Below are 15,943 nucleotides of genomic sequence, written 5' to 3' on the forward strand. Positions count from 1 at the left end.
TGTTTGGTCAGGTGAATCGCTCGCAACCGGCGGGCGCCCTTCTCTGCCGAGGTCTTCGATGAAGCTCGTCTACGTCTTCGACGCCTACTGCGGCTGGTCGCACGGATTCACCGCGACACTGCGCGAGATCACCTCGCGCCACCCCGACCTGCCGGCAGAGGTGGTCTCCGGCGGCTTGTTCACCGGGCCGCGCCGGGTGCCGGTCCGCGAGTTCGGCTACGTCCAGGGCGCGAACGCGAAGATCGCCGAACTGACCGGTGCCAGGTTCGGCCAGGCATACGAGGAGCTGATCGCCGACGGTTCGTTCGTGATGGACTCCGAGGCCGCCGCCCGCGGCGTCGCGGCCCTGCGCCAGGTGGCCTCCGACCGCGCTGCGGAGCTGGCCGCAGCCTTGCAGTGCGCCTTCTACGTCGACGGACGAAGCCTGTCGGAGGCGGCCACCTACCGGACGGTCGCCCTGGCGGCCGGGCTCGACGCGGATGCTGTCGTCGCCGCCTTCGAAGCGCCCGAGGCGCAGACCGCGGCTCGCGCCGACTTCCGCCGCGCGGCCCAGCTCGGCGTCACCGGCTTCCCCACTCTGCTGGCCGTCGACCGCGCCTCCATCACCCCGCTGGCCTACGGCCACGCCACCGCCGACGAGGTCGACGAACGCCTCGCCGCTCTCTGAGCCTCACCCGCCCCCACCCCGACCCCTGCGCAAAGGAGCCCATGATGAGCACCCTCTCCTTCAAGATCCTCGACCTCGACTTCCCGGCCGGCAGCAAGAACAAGACCGCTACCCTCGTCACCGGCGAGAGCGAGGCCCTGCTCGTCGACGCCGCCTTCACCCGCGCCGACGGCCACCGCCTCGCCGCCGAGGTCCTCGACTCCGGCAGGACGCTGACGACCGTGTTCGTCAGCCATGCCGACCCCGACTTCTACTTCGGCGCCGAAGTGATCGCCGACGCCTTCCCCGCCGCGGTGTTCGTCGCGACCCCGCTGGTCATCGAGCACATACGGCACTCCTACGAGGGCAAGCTCAAGGCATGGGAGGCCCTCGGCCCGAACCTGCCCACCCGCCTGGTCGACCTCACCCCGCTGACCGGCGACCTCACTCTCGAAGGCCACCGCTTCGAGCTCAGGGGCGGCCCGTCCGCCCTGCCCGACCGCCACTACCTCTGGCAGGCCGAGCACCGCGCCCTCCTCGGCGGCGTCCTGCTCTTCCAGCAGGAGCACGTCTGGGTCGCCGACACGCCCACCCCCGACGACCGCGCCGCCTGGATCGACCTGCTGGACGAGATGGCCGCCCTCGACCCGGAGCTGGTCGTCCCCGGCCACCGCCTGCCCGACACCGCCGCCGACGCCTCCGCCATCACCGCCACCCGCGATTACCTGCTTGCCTTCGAGGAGGAGCTGGGCAAGGCGGCCGACGGCGCCGCGCTGACCCAGGCGCTGGTCGCGCGCTACCCGGACAACGGCATGCTGATCGCCGCCCAGATCGGCGCGAAGGTCGCCAAGGGCGAGATGAAGTGGGGCTGACCAGCATGACCGACACCGAGTTCGCGAACTCCGCCGCCCCCGCCGACGTCGTACGCCGCCAGTACCTGGCCTCGGCCGCCGGCGACCTGACCGCCCTGCGCGCCACCCTCGCCCCCGACGTGGAGTGGACCGAAATGGCCGGCTTCCCGCTCGCCGGCACCTACCGCACCCCCGACGGGGTCACGGCCAACGTGATGGAGAAGCTCGGACAGGACTGGGACGGCTGGACCGCCCACGACGACACCTACGTCGTCGACGGCGAGAACGTCGTCGTCCTCGCCCGCTACACCGCCGCCAACAAGGCCACCGGCAAGCCGATCGACGTCCGCGTCGCCCACCACTTCGTCGTACGCGGCGGACTCATCGTGCGCTTCGAGCAGTTCGTCGACACGGCGCTCGTCCGCGAGGCGATGACGGACTGACACCTTCCCCACCACCGCACGGCAGGAGATCCACATACCGGGCGATGACAACAAGGCGCTCGTGATCGCGCTCTACGAGCAGGCGTTCAACGCCTACCAGCCGGAACAGGCCGCCCAAGCCCCCGCGGGTAGAGGGCGGTGGGCCGTGGGGCTTCGGGCAACTCGGGGATCGGTGCGTCGGGGGCGGCGTAGGAGCGGATCATGTGGCCGACGAGGCGGCGCCAGCGTCGGGGGCGTCATCACCGGCGGCGGCGATGACGCCGGCGTCGGCGATGCGCAGGATGACGACGTCCTGGTGGGTGAAGTCGTCGCGCAGGTGCCCGGTGTTCCTGGCGCGGGTGATGACTTCGAGCGGCCGGTCGTACGCCTCGGCGCGGCGGGCCTTCAGGGTCTTGGCGGTGGGGAAAGCCATGGTCAGGGCGTCGGCGAAGCCGCGGTCGGCGGCCTGCACGGCGCAGATGGCGTGGAGATGGCCGGTGAAACCGTGCCAGCGGTCGGGGTCGTCCAGGGCGGCGGTGACGGCGGCGGCGTAGGCGTCATGCGATCGGCGAAGACGGCGGCGACCAGCGCTTGTCCGCCAGGACATCACGCCAACAGCGTCAGTACACGCAGCGCGTCTCCTCGTCAGGGCACTTCTCCCGCTCCGTAGGGCGCATAGAGGTCGAGCAGTCGCACGCGGGCGGAGCGGAGCCGGCGCGCGAGCACGCCGATGACGTAGGTGCACAGCTCGTGATCGAGCACCGGGTCCATCGCGCACATCTCACGAACCACCGCCGCGTCGAACTCGTGGGCACGCACCGGGCTGCCGGCCTCGGCTCCCATGTGCCAGTGGTGGGGAGGGACCAGCCAGGACCAGCCCAGCAGCTTTCCGGCGCCCAGGGTGTCGATGACCGCCGCGTGCCTGCCCGGCACCTGAAGATCCAGAGTGACCGTGCCCGTGTGGATGATCCAGAAGCGGTCGGCGTTGCCGCCCTCGTCGAAGACGCGCTCGCCCGTCTCGAAGGTCACCTCACGAGCGAGCGACATCAGCTGTTCGCGGTGCTCCTTGTTCACTGCGCCGAAAATGCCGGTTCTCGCAACCACAATGGCGTCCCTTCTCCAGGGTTGTCGAGGACGGAGGGCCGGCCTCGCAGCCGACAACGGAGGTTCTTCCGGTCGGGGCCGTGGTCTCAGCCGGCCTGAAGGTCGTGTCGGCAGGGGTATGGCATCCCGGCGTCACGTATCCCCGGACCCCACAGCTCCACGATCGTCGCAATCCGCCGCGATGCAACCCCGGCAGTGATCACCGGTCCCGGAGCCGCTTCACACAGGGCGCGGAAACCGAGATGCCCCGGCTCTCGATCGTGTCCGACCACGCGTCCAGGTTTCGGCCGAACCACTCCGGCAGTCCGCTCGGCTCGCTCACCGCGTCCCAGAAGTCGTTGAGTGGCTCGATCAGCCGACCGCGCAGGTCAACGATCAGCTCGCTTTCCGTCATGGCAGCAGACTGACCAGCCCCACCACGAGTCAACCGGTCAAAGAGACAGGCTCTCGCGGTAACAGGTGTTACCGTGGGGGGTATGGCGAAGACACAGCTCGGTGCGCGCGTGAATGAGGACGTCGCGGAGCTCGCGAAGAAGCGTGCCGCAGACCTGGGATTGAGCATCGGGGACTATCTGGCCCGGCTGGTGCAGGACGATGCCAGTGGCCTGCGCGCCCGTGCGGTCGACGCGGCGGCCCGCTTCCTGGCCGAACACCAGGCGGTCTTCGACACGGCCGAAGAGGCTCAGCAGACGCCCCGGGGAGCGCACGCAGCCTGATGGACCTGCACGTTGACGTTCCGTGGATCCTGCAGATCGCAGAGGCCGCCGGAGCAGACGATCCAGCCCCCGACGACTACGGCGTCCCCGTGGCCGCAGTCGCCCGCCACCGGGCCGAACTGTTCGAGCAAGCCGTCTACGACGGCCCCTACGCCAAAGCCGCAGCCCTGGTGCACACGCTGGGCCGTTGTCGCTGGCTGGAACGCTCGAACATGGCCGTCGCGGCCGCTTCCGGCGTGATGTACCTGGAAGCGGCCGGCGTTTCCGTCAAGCCCACCCGCGAGGACGCCGTCGCCCTCAAGGACCTGCTCCTCGACCCCACCTGCACGGCGGGGGCGATCGCCGCACTACTGCGGACCTGGCCCACGGCTACCTGAGCGCCCGCAGATCTGGTCTCGTGAGGCCAGATGGTCGTCCACCGCAAGGTCCGGCCCTCGGCGCCGCGGCCGAGAGCCGCAGCTTTCGATTTTGAGTGACCCGGCGAGCGGCATGGCCGCACTGAGTTCGCCTCCCGGACCTGCGGGAGTGGTGTGGTGGCGTGACGGCGAGATATTCACCGCCTGCGGTTGCACTCTTATGTCTTGCAGGCGTCAATGACGTGCGTGGTTGCCCGCCCTGGTCGGCACGGGTGGTCAGTTCTGGGCGTTGGAAGTGGATTGCCAGGCTTGCATGCCGGCTCGCGATGCTTCCTTGGCTTGCTGCCACTTCATGGCCGCTTGCTGGGATGGCGGCACGTCCAGGTTGCGGATCAGGCGTCGGCCCGCGGTGAACACGGCGGTGGCCGCGATGGCCATGCCGGCCCACGCCACGATGGCGCCGGCTGTGGTGAGGACGGCGCCAGTGGTGAGGAGTCGGGTGTTGATGTCGAGCGTCGGCTGGGCCTGGCGGTGATGGTTCATGACTCCACCATCCAACGGGGACGACCGCCTCGCATCCCGGCCACCGCTCGGGTGACGGAGCTTTGTGAACTGAATTCAGCCGCGTTCGACCACCTCGACTACCCCGACGCGGCCCAGGCCCTCCAAATCGCCCGTTGGAGAAAGGGCCGGAGCACCGGCGAGTTGACGATCGAGCGGGTCTATCTGATCACCAGCCTCATGCCCGGCCAGGCGACCGGCGCACGGCTCGCCTCCTAGAACGGGATCGACGGCCGAAGGGGTCTCCGGCCGGCCACCAGCAGTCCCAGCCGCCCTGCCGCGGGCCGGCCCGGGAGCGCACCTGTGATGACCGACCCCAGAATCGGGGTGGTGCGCGCGCCACCCCGGCAGCCGACGAAACAGCGCACTTCAGGGTTTTTGTGGCGATATACCGGATAGATACCCGATAGCCGCACAGTGAAGTGGGAGGACAGAGATGATCACGCGAGAGCAGATCCCGATGGTGCTGGATCATCCGGTCTACGACGCCGAGGGCAAGAAGATCGGCGACGCCAAGCACGTCTTCCTCGACGACGTGAGCGGCCGGCCCGAGTGGGTGAGCGTCAAGACGGGCCTGTTCGGCACCAGCGAGTCCTTCGTGCCCATCCAGGACGCCGCAGTGGTCGAGGACCACCTGGAAGTGCCCTACCCCAAGGACAAGGTCAAAGACGCGCCCAACGTCGACGTCGACGCAGGCGGCCACCTGTCCGAGCAGGAAGAGCACCACCTGTACGAGCACTACGGCATCGCCTGGGACGCCGCCTGGCAGCAAGCCAACCAGCCAGGGGAAGGCGGCTGGGCTCACGGCGGCGCCACGGCCTCCCCCGACACCACCCATGCCGGCGCCCCAGAGAACCGTTACGAGGACACCGACGCCCCAGAGAACCGTTACGAGGACACCACCGCTTCAGGCATCGCCCGAAGCGGCGAAGAACACCCGGACACGACCACCCCGCACAGCGACTACGACAACACCACCGCGTCGGGCATCGCCCGAAGCGGGGACGAGCGCGAGGAAGACACCCTTTCCGCCAGCTCCGACACCCCCAAAGACCGCGAGGCGCTCACGCGTGTCGACGAGCCGATGCGCGGCGCTGAACGCCGGGAGGCCGGCCGGGCCAGGTTGCGCCAGTACATCGTCACTGACGAACAGCAGGGCCATTCCGGTATGCCGTGAAAGTTCGCGTGGAGCCGTGGCGCGGCGGGTGGGATCAGCAGCTCGCAGAGATCGTTCGGCTGAAGCGCTCAGAGTCTTCCGCCGCGTAGGGGGAGCGTTCTCCTCGGCTACGCGTTCTTGTCTGCTGCCGTGGCCGACTCCGTCGCCGGCCGGGGTTCAAAGGCGCTGCTTGCCGTGTCCTGGTGAAGGAGCCGCGCCCGAGGATGACCTCGGCCCGGCCGTTCGAGAGGGCGTCCACGGTCGCGAACCACTGGAACACGCGGACCGGATCGTCGGAGCTCGGTACGGTCACGCCGGAGGCGAGGCGGGTACGGCTGGTGCGCGTGGCGATGCCGGCGAGGACGGTCCTGAGTGGAGATCGACCACTCCGGGCGGCGGTGCTCACCGAGGGCGATGGCGTCGACACCGATCTCGTCCGCGAGAGTCGACGCGGTCAGGCGGTCTGCGGCGGTTCCCAGACCGAGCAGTCGTGGGCGAAGAGCACGCGTCGTGGGTCGAAGTCGGCGAGTCGCTCCAGCCAGTGCTGATAAGGAGGAAGCGGCGGCTCCACGCCCTGGAGCGCCGCGTGACGGGCCAACTGGTCGGACGCGAAATGGGAAGCGAAGTCGTGTGCCTGGCCGGCGAGGACTACTGTGCCGTCGCCTTGCCGGAGCACCAGCGACTGGTGCCCTTGGGTGTGCCCAGGCGTCGGAATGATCCAGACTCCCGGCCAGACTTCGGTTTCGCCGGCGACTTCCTCGTAGGTTGCGCCGGGGAAGTCGATCAGTTCCTCGAAGGTGTGGTTGCCCCGACGAGCGGTGGCCAGTTCGACGTCCTGAACCAGGATGGGCTTGCCGCCCAGGAGGGGATTTCCGCCGCAGTGGTCGAAGTGCAGGTGGCAGTTCACGACCATGGAGATGTCATCAAGGGCGACTCCGGACGCTGACAGGGCGTCCTGCAACGCTCGCCGTCGGGGTCGGTAGTGTGCTTCGGTTTCGGGGTCCGCGGCGCCGATGCCGGTATCGAAGAGGATCAACCCCTGGTCGTGTCGCACCAGGTAGGCAAGGACAGGTTCGACTCGTGGTTGTGGGCCGCCCGTCTCCGATGCAGGCCGGATGAAGTACCCGAGATCGAGTCGACGCACCGCCATGTTCTTCCCCATGCGGCCATCCTGGCAGGCCGCCGTATGACATCCAGCGAGTCTGCCGACAGCAGAACCGCTTATGGATCCTCTGCGGGGCGTGTGGCGGGCAGGAGAGTTTCGCCCTTTCTGGCCGTGGCCTCGATGGCGTGCTGAGCCATGTGCGGCTGGTGCCTCGCAGGGGTGCCTGCGGCCGCGGCCGGGCCGTCGGCGGCAGACACCCCTGTCCCTCGTGCAACGTGCCGGCTCGACTTCCCCGAAACCGGCCGGCGGTTCATCAGGAACGAGCGCATCAAACGACTGTCGCCGGCCTGCCGTGAGCCGCCCGACCGGATGAGCAGCGTCAGAGACGAGACGCGGCCGACCCCGCCAAGCGGGTGTCAGTCGGACCGGCGCGGGCTACGGCACAGTGCCGGGGGTGCGGGACGCGGTGAGTGGCCGGGCTGGATCGCCGTTCATCACACCGACCACGAGCTGCGGCATGTGGCCGAGCCGATCGGGGCGCGGACTCGTACGGCGACCCGGCCGTGGGGGAGCGGTCACACGGTGGGCAGTTCTTGAAGCGCGTCACGCCCCAGTACCGCGGACGCGGCGACGACGCCGCCCACGATGGCTCCGCTGACTCCGGCTGCCACGACGTCCTGCCCGCTGAGGAACAGGTTCGGCACCGGTGTTCTGGTGCCCAGGGCGCGGTCGGCGAACCGTTGTGGAGTGTGCGCGAGGGACATGAAGTCGCCGTGCCGGCGCCCCAGGAAATGGTTGAAGCTCAAGGGGGTCGCCAGCTCCATGTGGTCGATCTTTCCGGCCAGTTGCGGGCAGAAGCGCAGCACCTGCTCCAGGAGTTCGGCGCTCAGGCGTTCCTTGAGTTCCTCGTACTCGGCCCCGCGGTTCATCCAGGCGGTGTCGGCGTAGGGCTCGAACAGGGACCAGGCGGTCAGACCGCAGATGTCGATGGTGGCCCGTCCTGGATGACGTGCCTCCCACTGCGGGTCCTTCGCCGAGGGGAAGGAGAGGAAGTACAACGGCATGGGACGGCTGTGCGGATCGGCTTCGTAGGCGGCGACCTGGGCGTCGATGTCGGGGCCCGTGTGCGCCCAGATGTTGCCGGGGTCAAGGCCCAGGGAGGAGGCGGATTCCTTGAGGCCGATGTTCAGGACGACCCACGTGAGGGAGGGCCCGATGGCCCGGCAGCTGTCGGCGAGGCCCGCGGTGTCGGCCTCCTTCGGCAGGAGCCGCGTCATGGTGTTCAGCGCGCCGGCGTCGCTGATCACCACCGGGGCCAGGAACTCCCGGCCGTCGGTCATGGTCACCCCGCGGGCCTCGCCGGTTTCCGACAGCAGTACGGAACTCACCTCGGCCGCCACCAGGACCGCGCCGCCCTCCTCACGGATCACGTCGCAGATCGTCTCCGCCAGCCGGCCCGATCCGCCCACCGGGAAGTTGGCTCCGTCGATGTAGTGCCGGATCAGCATGGCGTGCATGCCGAAGGACGCACGGCCTGGGTTCATGCAGTAGTCGCCGTAGTGCCCGCACAGCACCGCCCTGAGCTCCTCGTCGTCGGTGAGTTCGGAGAGGACCTCCGTCACCGTGCGGTCGGAGAAGCTGCGGAAAGGGCCGCACAGGTCGTCGTAGAGGGAGTCGCCGTCCGGCTGCGGCAGACTGCGCTGCGCGAAGAAGGGACTCGCGGCCCGGTTCGCCTCGAAGACAAGATCGACGTACCGGTCGATGGCTCCGGCCTCGGCAGGGAAGTACTCCTTCATCCGCTCCCTGAACCGCGCGGCCCCCGAGGGGTACTCGTACGTGCGGTCGCCGATGACGATCTGGTTGTAGACGTCCGGCATGCGCTCCCACTCGAGCTTTCCGCCGCTGATGTGGTCGAAGATCCTGCGCAGGCCGGCGTTGGGCCGGTGCACTTCGCCCATGTAGTGCAGACCGGCGTCCCATTCGTAACCGGCCCGCTTGAAGACCTGGGTCGCGCCACCGGCGGTGCTGTGCTTCTCCAGCACCAGGACTCGCTTTCCCGTACGGGCCAGGAAGGCGGCCGCGGTCAGCCCTCCGATCCCGGATCCGATGACGATCGCGTCCCAGGAAGCCCCGACCGCACTTCGTCGATAGCTCTCGCCGGCAGTCACCACACACCACTCCTTCAACCTGACTTCGGTAGGCCGAAGTCAGACTAGGAGGCGATTACGCTGACGGCAAGACGGGCGAGCGGAGAAGACATGACTGAGGCACCAGAGCCACTCGGCACGGCTCACGGGTCATCCCTTCCGTGGGACAGGGATGCCTGGGATCTGGAACCGGACTCGATCGCGCTGGCGTTGCGGGTGCTGGCTCCGCGGACAGCGGGCATGATCATGCGTGAGGCGTTCTTCGGCACCCGGCGGTTCGACGACTTCCTGACCCGCGTGGGCGTGAGTTCCGGAGTGCTCGCGGCACGCCTGCGCGACCTGGTCTCGGAAGGTCTTCTGGAGAAGCGGCCCTACCAGGAGCCGGGCTCGCGCGTGCGTGAGGAGTACCGGCTCACGGACAAGGGCCGCGGCCTGGTCCCCGCACTGGTGGCCTTGATCGACTGGGCCGACGACTGGCTCGTCGGGCCCGAGGGTTCCACCGTCACACTGCTTCACCGTGACTGCGACGCCCCCGTGAGGACGGCGCTGATCTGCGCCGCCGGTCACGAGGTCACCGCCGCCCGGGACATGGTGGCCGCGCCGGGCCCCGCCGCCAGGCCCGCTCGGGTGGAGGCGGCAGGGACGGGTACCAGCTGACCGCTGTTCAGCCGGGAGCCCTGTGGTCGGCGTGATGCCAGGTCCGGCCGGCCGCTGCCTGCGGCCCGCCGGACCCGGCCGAACTTCGCACGACCGCGGACCCGCCTGGCCAGGCTGCGAGGAGCCGGCACGCCATGGTCCCTGATCGAGCAGACAGGCCTTCTCCGGAGGGGCCGCAGCCGCTCGGGGGAGAGAGGGGGATGGGCAGGCAGTCAGACGCCTCTGCGGCAGGCCGTAGAGCGATGGCGTGTGAGCGCACCGGCCTCGACGCGGTGACCGTGGCGCGGCGATGGCCGCCGGTCGGCGACGCGAGCCTGGTCGCCCAGCTCGATGCCGCGATCCCCAAGAACCGTTCCTTCGCGCGCCGCTGACTCCGGCTGCCACGGGAAACACCTGGCTTCAGGGCAGCAGTACGATCTTGCCGCCGAGGTGTCCCGCACGGCCCAGGTCGAGCGCGGCAGCCACCTCCGCCAGGGGGAAGGTGCGTGAAATCGGGACCCGTAGCCGTCCTTCCTCGATGAGGGCGAGAACATCGTGCATGGCTCGGATGCCGTTCCCCCTCGCGCCACCCGAGTGGACCTGAATACCCAGGTCGGCGGCATCGAAGGCCATGAGGGTGAGGACGCGCTCGGGACCTCCCGCGAGTTCGATCGACACCGGGGGTCTCGCCGCGGCCGGAGGCGTCGAGCGCGTCGGCTCCCGCCGGGGCGACCGCACGTACCCGGTCGGCGAGCCCCTCGCCGTAGGTGACCGGGATCGCGCAGGCACTGCCCGATGACCACGTGAGGTCCTTTCACGCCTTTCGTAAGCATGGACCGCGCCTTGGTGCTGCTGCAGTGGAGCATTGCTCCTTCCCGGTCATCCTCACCACCGCTTACCGATATAACAGCCTTAAAGTCATATAAGCCCATTGATGTTATGTATGGTCCTCTCGTGGCCAGGACTTCACGACAACGCACCCTCGGGTGCGGGTTGGGACACCCATGGGCAAGATGAGCCGCAGGCACGCGTTGGGCATGGGACTCGGGCTGGGAGCCGCGGCGATCGGCCTCAGCGGCTGCGGTTCGACGGAGGACTTCACCCTCGCCCCGAATGAGGAACACATCGCGGCGGCGGGCGGCCCGAAACGTCCCCCGCGTACCGCGCCCCGGCTGATCGGCGACGGCTCCACCGCCTACACCGGCCGGCAGCCCAACCAGCCCACGACGCCGGAACCGCTCGAACCGGGCCAGAAACCACTGCAGTTCGTGATCCTTTCCTGGGACGGCGCGGGCGAGGTCGGCACCGGCCTCTTCCCCCGTTTCCTCAAGACCGCCACGGACCATGGCGCCCATATGACGTTCTTCCTGTCCGGGCTGTACCTGCTGCCTGAGTCCAAGCGGCACCTGTACAACCCGCCCAACAACCCCGTGGGCGCCTCGGAGATCGGCTACCTCAGCGACGAACACCTCAAGTCGACGCTCGGGTACGTCCGCCAGGCATGGCTCGACGGGCACGAGATCGGCACCCACTTCAACGGGCACTTCTGCTCCGGCTCCGGGTCGGTGGCCGCGTGGACGCCCGACCAGTGGCGCAGCGAGATCGAGCAGGCCAGATCGTTCGTCACCTCGTGGCGCACCAACACCGGCTGGCACACGCACGACCCGCTCCCCTTCGACTACAGCCGCGAACTCATCGGCGGCCGCACTCCCTGTCTGCTGGGCCAGGACAACCTGCTGCCCGTGGCACGGGAGTTGGGCTGGCGTTACGACGCCTCATCCCCCGGCGGAGTCCAGCGCTGGCCCAGAAAGCGGCAGGGCGTATGGGACTTCCCGCTGCAGGGCATCCCGTTCCCGGGCCACAGGTTCGAAGTGCTGTCGATGGACTACAACATCCTCGCCAACCAGTCCCAGAACTCCACGAAGGCCCCCTCCTACAACTACCCGGCCTGGCGCCGGCAGGCCACCGAGTCCTACCTCGCCGGCTTCCGCCGCGCCTACGAGACCAACCGCGCCCCCTTCTTCATCGGCAACCACTTCGAGGAGTGGAACGGCGGCATCTACATGGACGCCGTAGAGGAAGCCCTGAAGCAGATGTCGGACCCGAAGGACGTCCGCATGGTGTCCTTCCGCCAGTTCACCGACTGGCTCGACGCACAAGACCCGGCCCTCCTGGACCAGTTGCGCGCCCTCGAGGTCGGACAGCAGCCCCCCGGAGGATGGAAGACCTTCCTCACCGCACCCAACCCATCGGCACCACCCGCGGCCGTCAACGGCTGACCGCCTCCCCCGCTGACCGGCGGGGGAGGCGGTCGGAGGCCGGGAGGGTGCCGAAACCCTGGCCCGGTCGCAGCCGGTCCGGGTCGGGATTTCAAGCTCGAGATCTAACGCGGGCGCCCTGACGCGACCTGTGTCCCGTGTCGCCGAACGTTGAGTGCGTGCCACCGAGGTTTGAGCAGGCCCCGTGTGCACCGCGCCGCGCGTCGGGTGGGTACCCACGTTCACCAATCCGCTCGACCGCTGACCTGATGACAGACAGAATGCCGAGGTCACATCGTTCAGAGGAGCTTGGTCATGACCGGTCCACAGCACGCCGGCGCCAGCCTGGAGGGCCTGGTCATGGGCGATGCCTTCGGTGACAGCTGGTTTGTACGCTCCGACGAGAACATCGAGGAGCTCTGGGCCGCACGGGACCTGCGTCCCGCGCCGTGGTCGTGGACGGACGACTCCGCCATGGCTTTCGTTCTCTTCGCCCACCTGGTGGCCTACGACGAGGTCCGACCGGACGACCTGGCAAAGGAGTTCGTCGCCGAGTACGACCGGGACCCTGGGCGAATGTACGGTCCGTCGATGCACGGTGTGCTGCGGCGCATCGGCGAGGGCGAGGACTGGCGGGCCGTCACGGCGGCACAATTCGGCGGCCAGGGTTCCTACGGCAACGGCGCTGCCATGCGGGTGGCTCCTCTGGGTGCCTGGTTCCGGGACGACCTCGAGGCCGCCGCCGAGCAGGCCCGGCTGTCCGCACTGACCACCCACGCTCACCCGGAGGCGGTCGCGGGAGCGGTGGCCGTTGCCGTTGCCGCCGCACTGGCCGCTGTCGGCGAGGGCCAGGACGCCCCACCGCGCGCCGAGTTCCTGCGGGAGGTCGCCTCGCATGTGCCGGACAGCGACGTGCGGTCCGGGCTGCGGGTGGCCGCGAGTTTCTCGGAGCGCACGTCGGTTCGCCACGCGGCATCCGTGCTGGGCTCGGGGACGCTGATCTCGGCTCCGGACACGGTGCCCTTCGCGCTGTGGTCCGCCGCCGGGCATCTGGACGACCTGGCCGAGGCGTTGTGGCAGACCGTTGCAGGATGGGGCGACCGCGACACCACCTGCGCGATCACGGGGGGCGTCGTCGCAGCCCGCACCGGAACGGACGGTCTCCCCTCTGCCTGGCTACAAGCCCGAGAAGCCATCCCTGCTTGGAGCCAATGGGGAGTCCGACAGGACGATCAGTAGACCGTGGGCAACTGCTCGATGTTCCGTGGCAAGAGCGGTCGAGGTCACCGTGCGGCTGCCGGCCGGCCGACCCCCGACGGGAGGGCGCCCGCCTGGCCGCCCTGGTGCTGCAGCACTGCCCGCCCGATCGTGCCTTCGACGTGGATCATCGGTACGGGCGGCGCTCGGTGCTGGTCCTGTTCGGCCGCCGCCGGCCGCCTCGCGTCTTCGCCCTGTACCCGTGGGGGAGGGGGGCCACGGACAACAGCGGATGCGGCCGCGACCCCTCCGGTCTCCTGGCGCACGACCACGTGCATCATGGATGCCCCCTCACGGCTGTCAGACCTGGGCCACCGGTTCCTGGAGCTCGGTCACCCACTCGTCTCGGTTCTCCGGGCACTCCAGATTGATCTCCCGGGGGTAGCCGGTTGAACGGTAGCCGTTGGTGTCGATCCAGCGGCCCAGGGTCTGGACGGTCGGCAGGACCGTGTCCATCGAGCCGCGGTGCACGATGGTCGCCGCCTGCTCAACGGGCGGCAGGTCCACGATCCGCAACCCGTCGTCCTCCCCGAGGGGCGCTGAGACCTCGACACCCGCGTGGACGAGGACCCCGCCGTCCGGGGCATCCTCGTAGTAGGCGACACCGGGTCCGGTCACGGCTATGCCGGCCGCCTTCAGGCGTGTCATCAGCTCCTCATACAGCGGCTGGATGACCGGTCCAATGGTGTCGAAGTCCGGTGCGAGACCGGTAAGTTCGGCCACCCGCACGGTCGGGAGGCTCTTCACCGCCACGTCATTGCTGGGCATGTGCCCCTCACTCTCGATCGACCGGAGCCTCGCCTCGACCTGGACCAGCCGGGCCGCCGCGGCCGTCATCGCCGCCTCCAGCTCCGCCCGCCGCAGCCGCAGCATGGCGCGCAGTTCCTCGGCGCTGACCTTCTCGTCCAGGATCTGCTGGACCTGCTGGAGGGTGAAGCCGAGGTCCTTGAGCGCGATGACGCGGTTGAGGCGGGCCAGCTGGGCGGCGGTGTAGTGGCGGTAGCCGGTGATGGGGTCGACGTGTGCCGGGCGCAGCAGTCCGGTCGCGTCGTAGTGCCGCAGCATCCGGACCGAAACGCGGCCGTGCCGGGCGAAGTCTCCGATGGTGAACATGATGTCTCCGAGTTCAGCGCCTGACACGGTGTGAGGGTCAAGAACCCTGCTTCGCGGACGGGCGCAGCCGCAGCGCGGCAAGGGACGACTGGATGGACAGGACGCCGCGAGCGGCTCTTCGCTTCTTGGCACGGCTACGCTTGCGGGTAGCGGTGCAGGGAGGTTTTCGGGATGCCGGTCTTGGCGCTGATCCCCCCGTAGCTGGCGCCCTGGCCTTTGAGCAGGCGCGCGTACTCGATCTTTTCGGCGCGGCGGCCGACGTGTCGGCCGGCTGCACGGCAACGGCGCGGGCGTGGGCGGTGCGTTCGGCGGTGCAGGTGCGCTCCATCTCGGCGAACAGGGCCAGCAGCAGAAAGGCGATGCGGCCCATACCCTCGGCGGCGGTATTTTATCCACGTGGATGCGTTCGTCCGGGATGCCGGCATTGCCCAGTGCGTCGAGTTGACGCTCCAAGCTCTGTTCGGTGGTGGACAGTCTCGCGCACCCGAGTTCGACTCCGGCGGCGGGGTGGCGGTTGTCGTCTCCGGTGGCCGGCCCGTACCGGCAGTCGGCTCCGTACGGGCCATCCGGAACACTTCTTGTGAAACGACTTGCGGAACTCGGCGAGTTGATCGGTGATCTACCTTCCCAACCCCGTGATCGGGGTCCGTGGGATCCACGAGGCGATCGTGGCTGCTTCCGGCCGGCAGCCCTCCCACCTCGGTTCTCGCCTGACCGCCCAGACCGGCCTGGCGCTGGCCGCCGAACGCGAAGAACGCGGCCGCACCCCCGTCCTCGCCCTGGACGAGGCCCACCTGTTGTCCTGCGAACAGCTCAATCCATCAGGATGCCGACCAACACCGCCAAGGACCAGGACTCCCCGCAAGTCCCACGGGCTTCGCAGGTCAGCAGGGCGACGTCGGTTGCCGTCGGCTGCGTGGTGCCGGCGGCGGTCACTGCTCGGCCCACAGCTGCGCGGTATCGCTGGACTGCTTGATCACACAGTCCTCCTCCAGGGGAGCCTGCCATACCTGGATCAGCAGGGCCTCGGTCGGGCCGCTGTCGTCACGCGGGTCGCCGTCATCACGGTTACGGGCCGACACCCGTATCCGGTAACTGGCGGGGCCGGGCATCACCAGCTGCTGCGCCAGGTCCTCCCCGTCCCCGGTCGTGCCGAAGTCCAGCATCAGGGACTGCCAGTCGACGGTCACTTCGGCGATGTCCTGCCAGGCTTCCAGATCCGTGGGGCCCAGGGGTGGACGTTCGTCCCACAGCTGGGCGATGACGTGGATGGTGGCGACCTCCTGCCCGCAGGCGATGCGCACCGCGTCACCGGTCGGGGCAGCGGCGATCAGGCCGCCGACCCACTGTTCGGGCTGGTGGTCGGTGGACAGGTCGGCGCCCAGCAGGTCCACGGTGCTGGCGTCGATGTGGACCTGGCTGGACGTCTGGCGTACGAGGCCGGCCATGCGGATGATCCTCTCGTCAAGCGGGCGCGGGGGGGGGGGGGGGGGGGGGGGGGGGGGGGGGGGGGGGGGGGGGGGGGGGGGGGGGGGGGGGGGGGGGGGGGGGGGAGGGAGGGGGGGGGGGGGGTGGGGGGGGGGGGGGGGGGGGGTGGAGGGTGGCGAGGCGGGGA

General features: G+C 69.3%; 19 protein-coding genes and 2 pseudogenes. 11 read left to right on the forward strand and 10 right to left on the reverse strand.

Annotated elements, in window-relative coordinates:
• The first annotated feature begins 58 nt into the window (after positions 1-58).
• From AC07AZ_RS25695 to AC07AZ_RS25705, 3 genes are read left to right on the forward strand one after another with little or no spacing between them, the layout of a single operon-like run.
• Entirely contained in the window at positions 59-667 is a 609-nt protein-coding gene (locus AC07AZ_RS25695; RefSeq protein WP_478851609.1) for a DsbA family protein, read from the forward strand.
• 44 nt (positions 668-711) lie between these two features.
• Positions 712-1,518, forward strand: coding sequence for an MBL fold metallo-hydrolase (locus AC07AZ_RS25700; RefSeq protein WP_478851611.1), 807 nt, complete (start codon positions 712-714; stop codon positions 1,516-1,518).
• Positions 1,519-1,523: 5 nt separating this feature from the next.
• Positions 1,524-1,940: a nuclear transport factor 2 family protein gene (locus AC07AZ_RS25705; RefSeq protein ID WP_478851613.1), complete on the forward strand. Its 417-nt coding sequence runs from the start codon at positions 1,524-1,526 to the stop codon at positions 1,938-1,940.
• Positions 1,941-2,139: 199 nt separating this feature from the next.
• On the opposite strand, the gene AC07AZ_RS25710 is transcribed toward AC07AZ_RS25705, so the two are convergent.
• From AC07AZ_RS25710 to AC07AZ_RS25720, 3 genes and pseudogenes are all read right to left on the reverse strand, one after another.
• A complete protein-coding gene (locus tag AC07AZ_RS25710; protein WP_478851615.1) occupies positions 2,140-2,526 on the reverse strand; it encodes an SbtR family transcriptional regulator in 387 nt (128 codons plus the stop codon).
• Between the two features lie 38 nt (positions 2,527-2,564).
• On the reverse strand, positions 2,565-2,966 hold the full coding sequence (locus tag AC07AZ_RS25715) for a Crp/Fnr family transcriptional regulator (RefSeq protein ID WP_478851673.1): 402 nt from the start codon (positions 2,964-2,966) through the stop codon (positions 2,565-2,567).
• 295 nt (positions 2,967-3,261) lie between these two features.
• Positions 3,262-3,417 (reverse strand): annotated as a pseudogene (locus AC07AZ_RS25720) (barstar family protein); the annotation flags it as partial.
• An 82-nt stretch (positions 3,418-3,499) separates the two neighbouring features.
• Here AC07AZ_RS25720 and AC07AZ_RS25725 point away from each other — a divergent pair.
• Together AC07AZ_RS25725 and AC07AZ_RS25730 are read left to right on the forward strand one after the other, a co-directional pair.
• On the forward strand, positions 3,500-3,739 hold the full coding sequence (locus AC07AZ_RS25725; protein ID WP_478851617.1) for a hypothetical protein: 240 nt from the start codon (positions 3,500-3,502) through the stop codon (positions 3,737-3,739).
• A complete protein-coding gene (locus tag AC07AZ_RS25730) occupies positions 3,739-4,116 on the forward strand; it encodes a fic family toxin-antitoxin system, toxin component (protein ID WP_478851619.1) in 378 nt (125 codons plus the stop codon). The genes AC07AZ_RS25725 and AC07AZ_RS25730 overlap by 1 nt, the downstream gene beginning before the upstream one ends.
• 255 nt (positions 4,117-4,371) lie before the next feature.
• On the opposite strand, the gene AC07AZ_RS25735 is transcribed toward AC07AZ_RS25730, so the two are convergent.
• A complete protein-coding gene (locus AC07AZ_RS25735) occupies positions 4,372-4,638 on the reverse strand; it encodes a hypothetical protein (protein ID WP_478851621.1) in 267 nt (88 codons plus the stop codon).
• A gap of 51 nt (positions 4,639-4,689) precedes the next feature.
• Here AC07AZ_RS25735 and AC07AZ_RS25740 point away from each other — a divergent pair, with 51 nt between their 5' ends.
• Together AC07AZ_RS25740 and AC07AZ_RS25745 are read left to right on the forward strand one after the other, a co-directional pair.
• Positions 4,690-4,875 carry a hypothetical protein gene (locus tag AC07AZ_RS25740; protein ID WP_478851623.1) on the forward strand — a complete coding sequence of 62 codons (186 nt, stop codon included), beginning with the start codon at positions 4,690-4,692 and terminating at the stop codon, positions 4,873-4,875.
• Positions 4,876-5,092: 217 nt separating this feature from the next.
• Positions 5,093-5,503 (forward strand): annotated as a pseudogene (locus AC07AZ_RS25745) (PRC-barrel domain-containing protein); the annotation flags it as partial.
• A 364-nt stretch (positions 5,504-5,867) separates the two neighbouring features.
• Here AC07AZ_RS25745 and AC07AZ_RS25750 read toward each other — a convergent pair.
• The 3 genes from AC07AZ_RS25750 to AC07AZ_RS25760 form a co-directional block, all read right to left on the reverse strand.
• The gene (locus tag AC07AZ_RS25750; RefSeq protein ID WP_478851625.1) at positions 5,868-6,239 is read right to left on the reverse strand and encodes an LLM class flavin-dependent oxidoreductase; all 372 of its coding nucleotides are present in this window, start codon (positions 6,237-6,239) and stop codon (positions 5,868-5,870) included.
• Positions 6,240-6,266: 27 nt separating this feature from the next.
• The gene (locus tag AC07AZ_RS25755; RefSeq protein WP_478851627.1) at positions 6,267-6,974 is read right to left on the reverse strand and encodes an N-acyl homoserine lactonase family protein; all 708 of its coding nucleotides are present in this window, start codon (positions 6,972-6,974) and stop codon (positions 6,267-6,269) included.
• 518 nt (positions 6,975-7,492) lie between these two features.
• Complete coding sequence (locus AC07AZ_RS25760; RefSeq protein ID WP_478851629.1) at positions 7,493-9,085, reverse strand: phytoene desaturase family protein; 1,593 nt, start codon at positions 9,083-9,085, stop codon at positions 7,493-7,495.
• 90 nt (positions 9,086-9,175) lie between these two features.
• Here AC07AZ_RS25760 and AC07AZ_RS25765 point away from each other — a divergent pair, with 90 nt between their 5' ends.
• Together AC07AZ_RS25765 and AC07AZ_RS25770 are read left to right on the forward strand one after the other, a co-directional pair.
• Entirely contained in the window at positions 9,176-9,721 is a 546-nt protein-coding gene (locus AC07AZ_RS25765; RefSeq protein WP_478851631.1) for a winged helix-turn-helix transcriptional regulator, read from the forward strand.
• Positions 9,722-9,963: 242 nt separating this feature from the next.
• A complete protein-coding gene (locus AC07AZ_RS25770) occupies positions 9,964-10,092 on the forward strand; it encodes a hypothetical protein (protein WP_478851633.1) in 129 nt (42 codons plus the stop codon).
• A 28-nt stretch (positions 10,093-10,120) separates the two neighbouring features.
• On the opposite strand, the gene AC07AZ_RS25775 is transcribed toward AC07AZ_RS25770, so the two are convergent.
• A complete protein-coding gene (locus AC07AZ_RS25775) occupies positions 10,121-10,378 on the reverse strand; it encodes a zinc-binding dehydrogenase (protein WP_478851635.1) in 258 nt (85 codons plus the stop codon).
• 326 nt (positions 10,379-10,704) lie between these two features.
• On the opposite strand from AC07AZ_RS25775, the gene AC07AZ_RS25780 reads away from it, so the two are divergent.
• Both AC07AZ_RS25780 and AC07AZ_RS25785 read left to right on the forward strand, forming a co-directional pair.
• The gene (locus AC07AZ_RS25780) at positions 10,705-11,979 is read left to right on the forward strand and encodes a polysaccharide deacetylase family protein (RefSeq protein WP_478851637.1); all 1,275 of its coding nucleotides are present in this window, start codon (positions 10,705-10,707) and stop codon (positions 11,977-11,979) included.
• A gap of 294 nt (positions 11,980-12,273) precedes the next feature.
• Positions 12,274-13,197, forward strand: a complete 924-nt coding sequence (locus AC07AZ_RS25785) for an ADP-ribosylglycohydrolase family protein (protein ID WP_478851639.1) — start codon at positions 12,274-12,276, stop codon at positions 13,195-13,197.
• A gap of 318 nt (positions 13,198-13,515) precedes the next feature.
• Here the strand turns inward: AC07AZ_RS25785 and AC07AZ_RS25790 are convergent, their stop codons facing one another.
• Together AC07AZ_RS25790 and AC07AZ_RS25795 are read right to left on the reverse strand one after the other, a co-directional pair.
• Positions 13,516-14,328, reverse strand: coding sequence for a MerR family transcriptional regulator (locus AC07AZ_RS25790; protein WP_478851641.1), 813 nt, complete (start codon positions 14,326-14,328; stop codon positions 13,516-13,518).
• A gap of 932 nt (positions 14,329-15,260) precedes the next feature.
• A complete protein-coding gene (locus AC07AZ_RS25795) occupies positions 15,261-15,776 on the reverse strand; it encodes a hypothetical protein (RefSeq protein ID WP_478851643.1) in 516 nt (171 codons plus the stop codon).
• Positions 15,777-15,943: the final 167 nt, after the last annotated feature.

The sequence above is a fragment of the Streptomyces sp. NPDC043878 genome, from assembly GCF_056435735.1.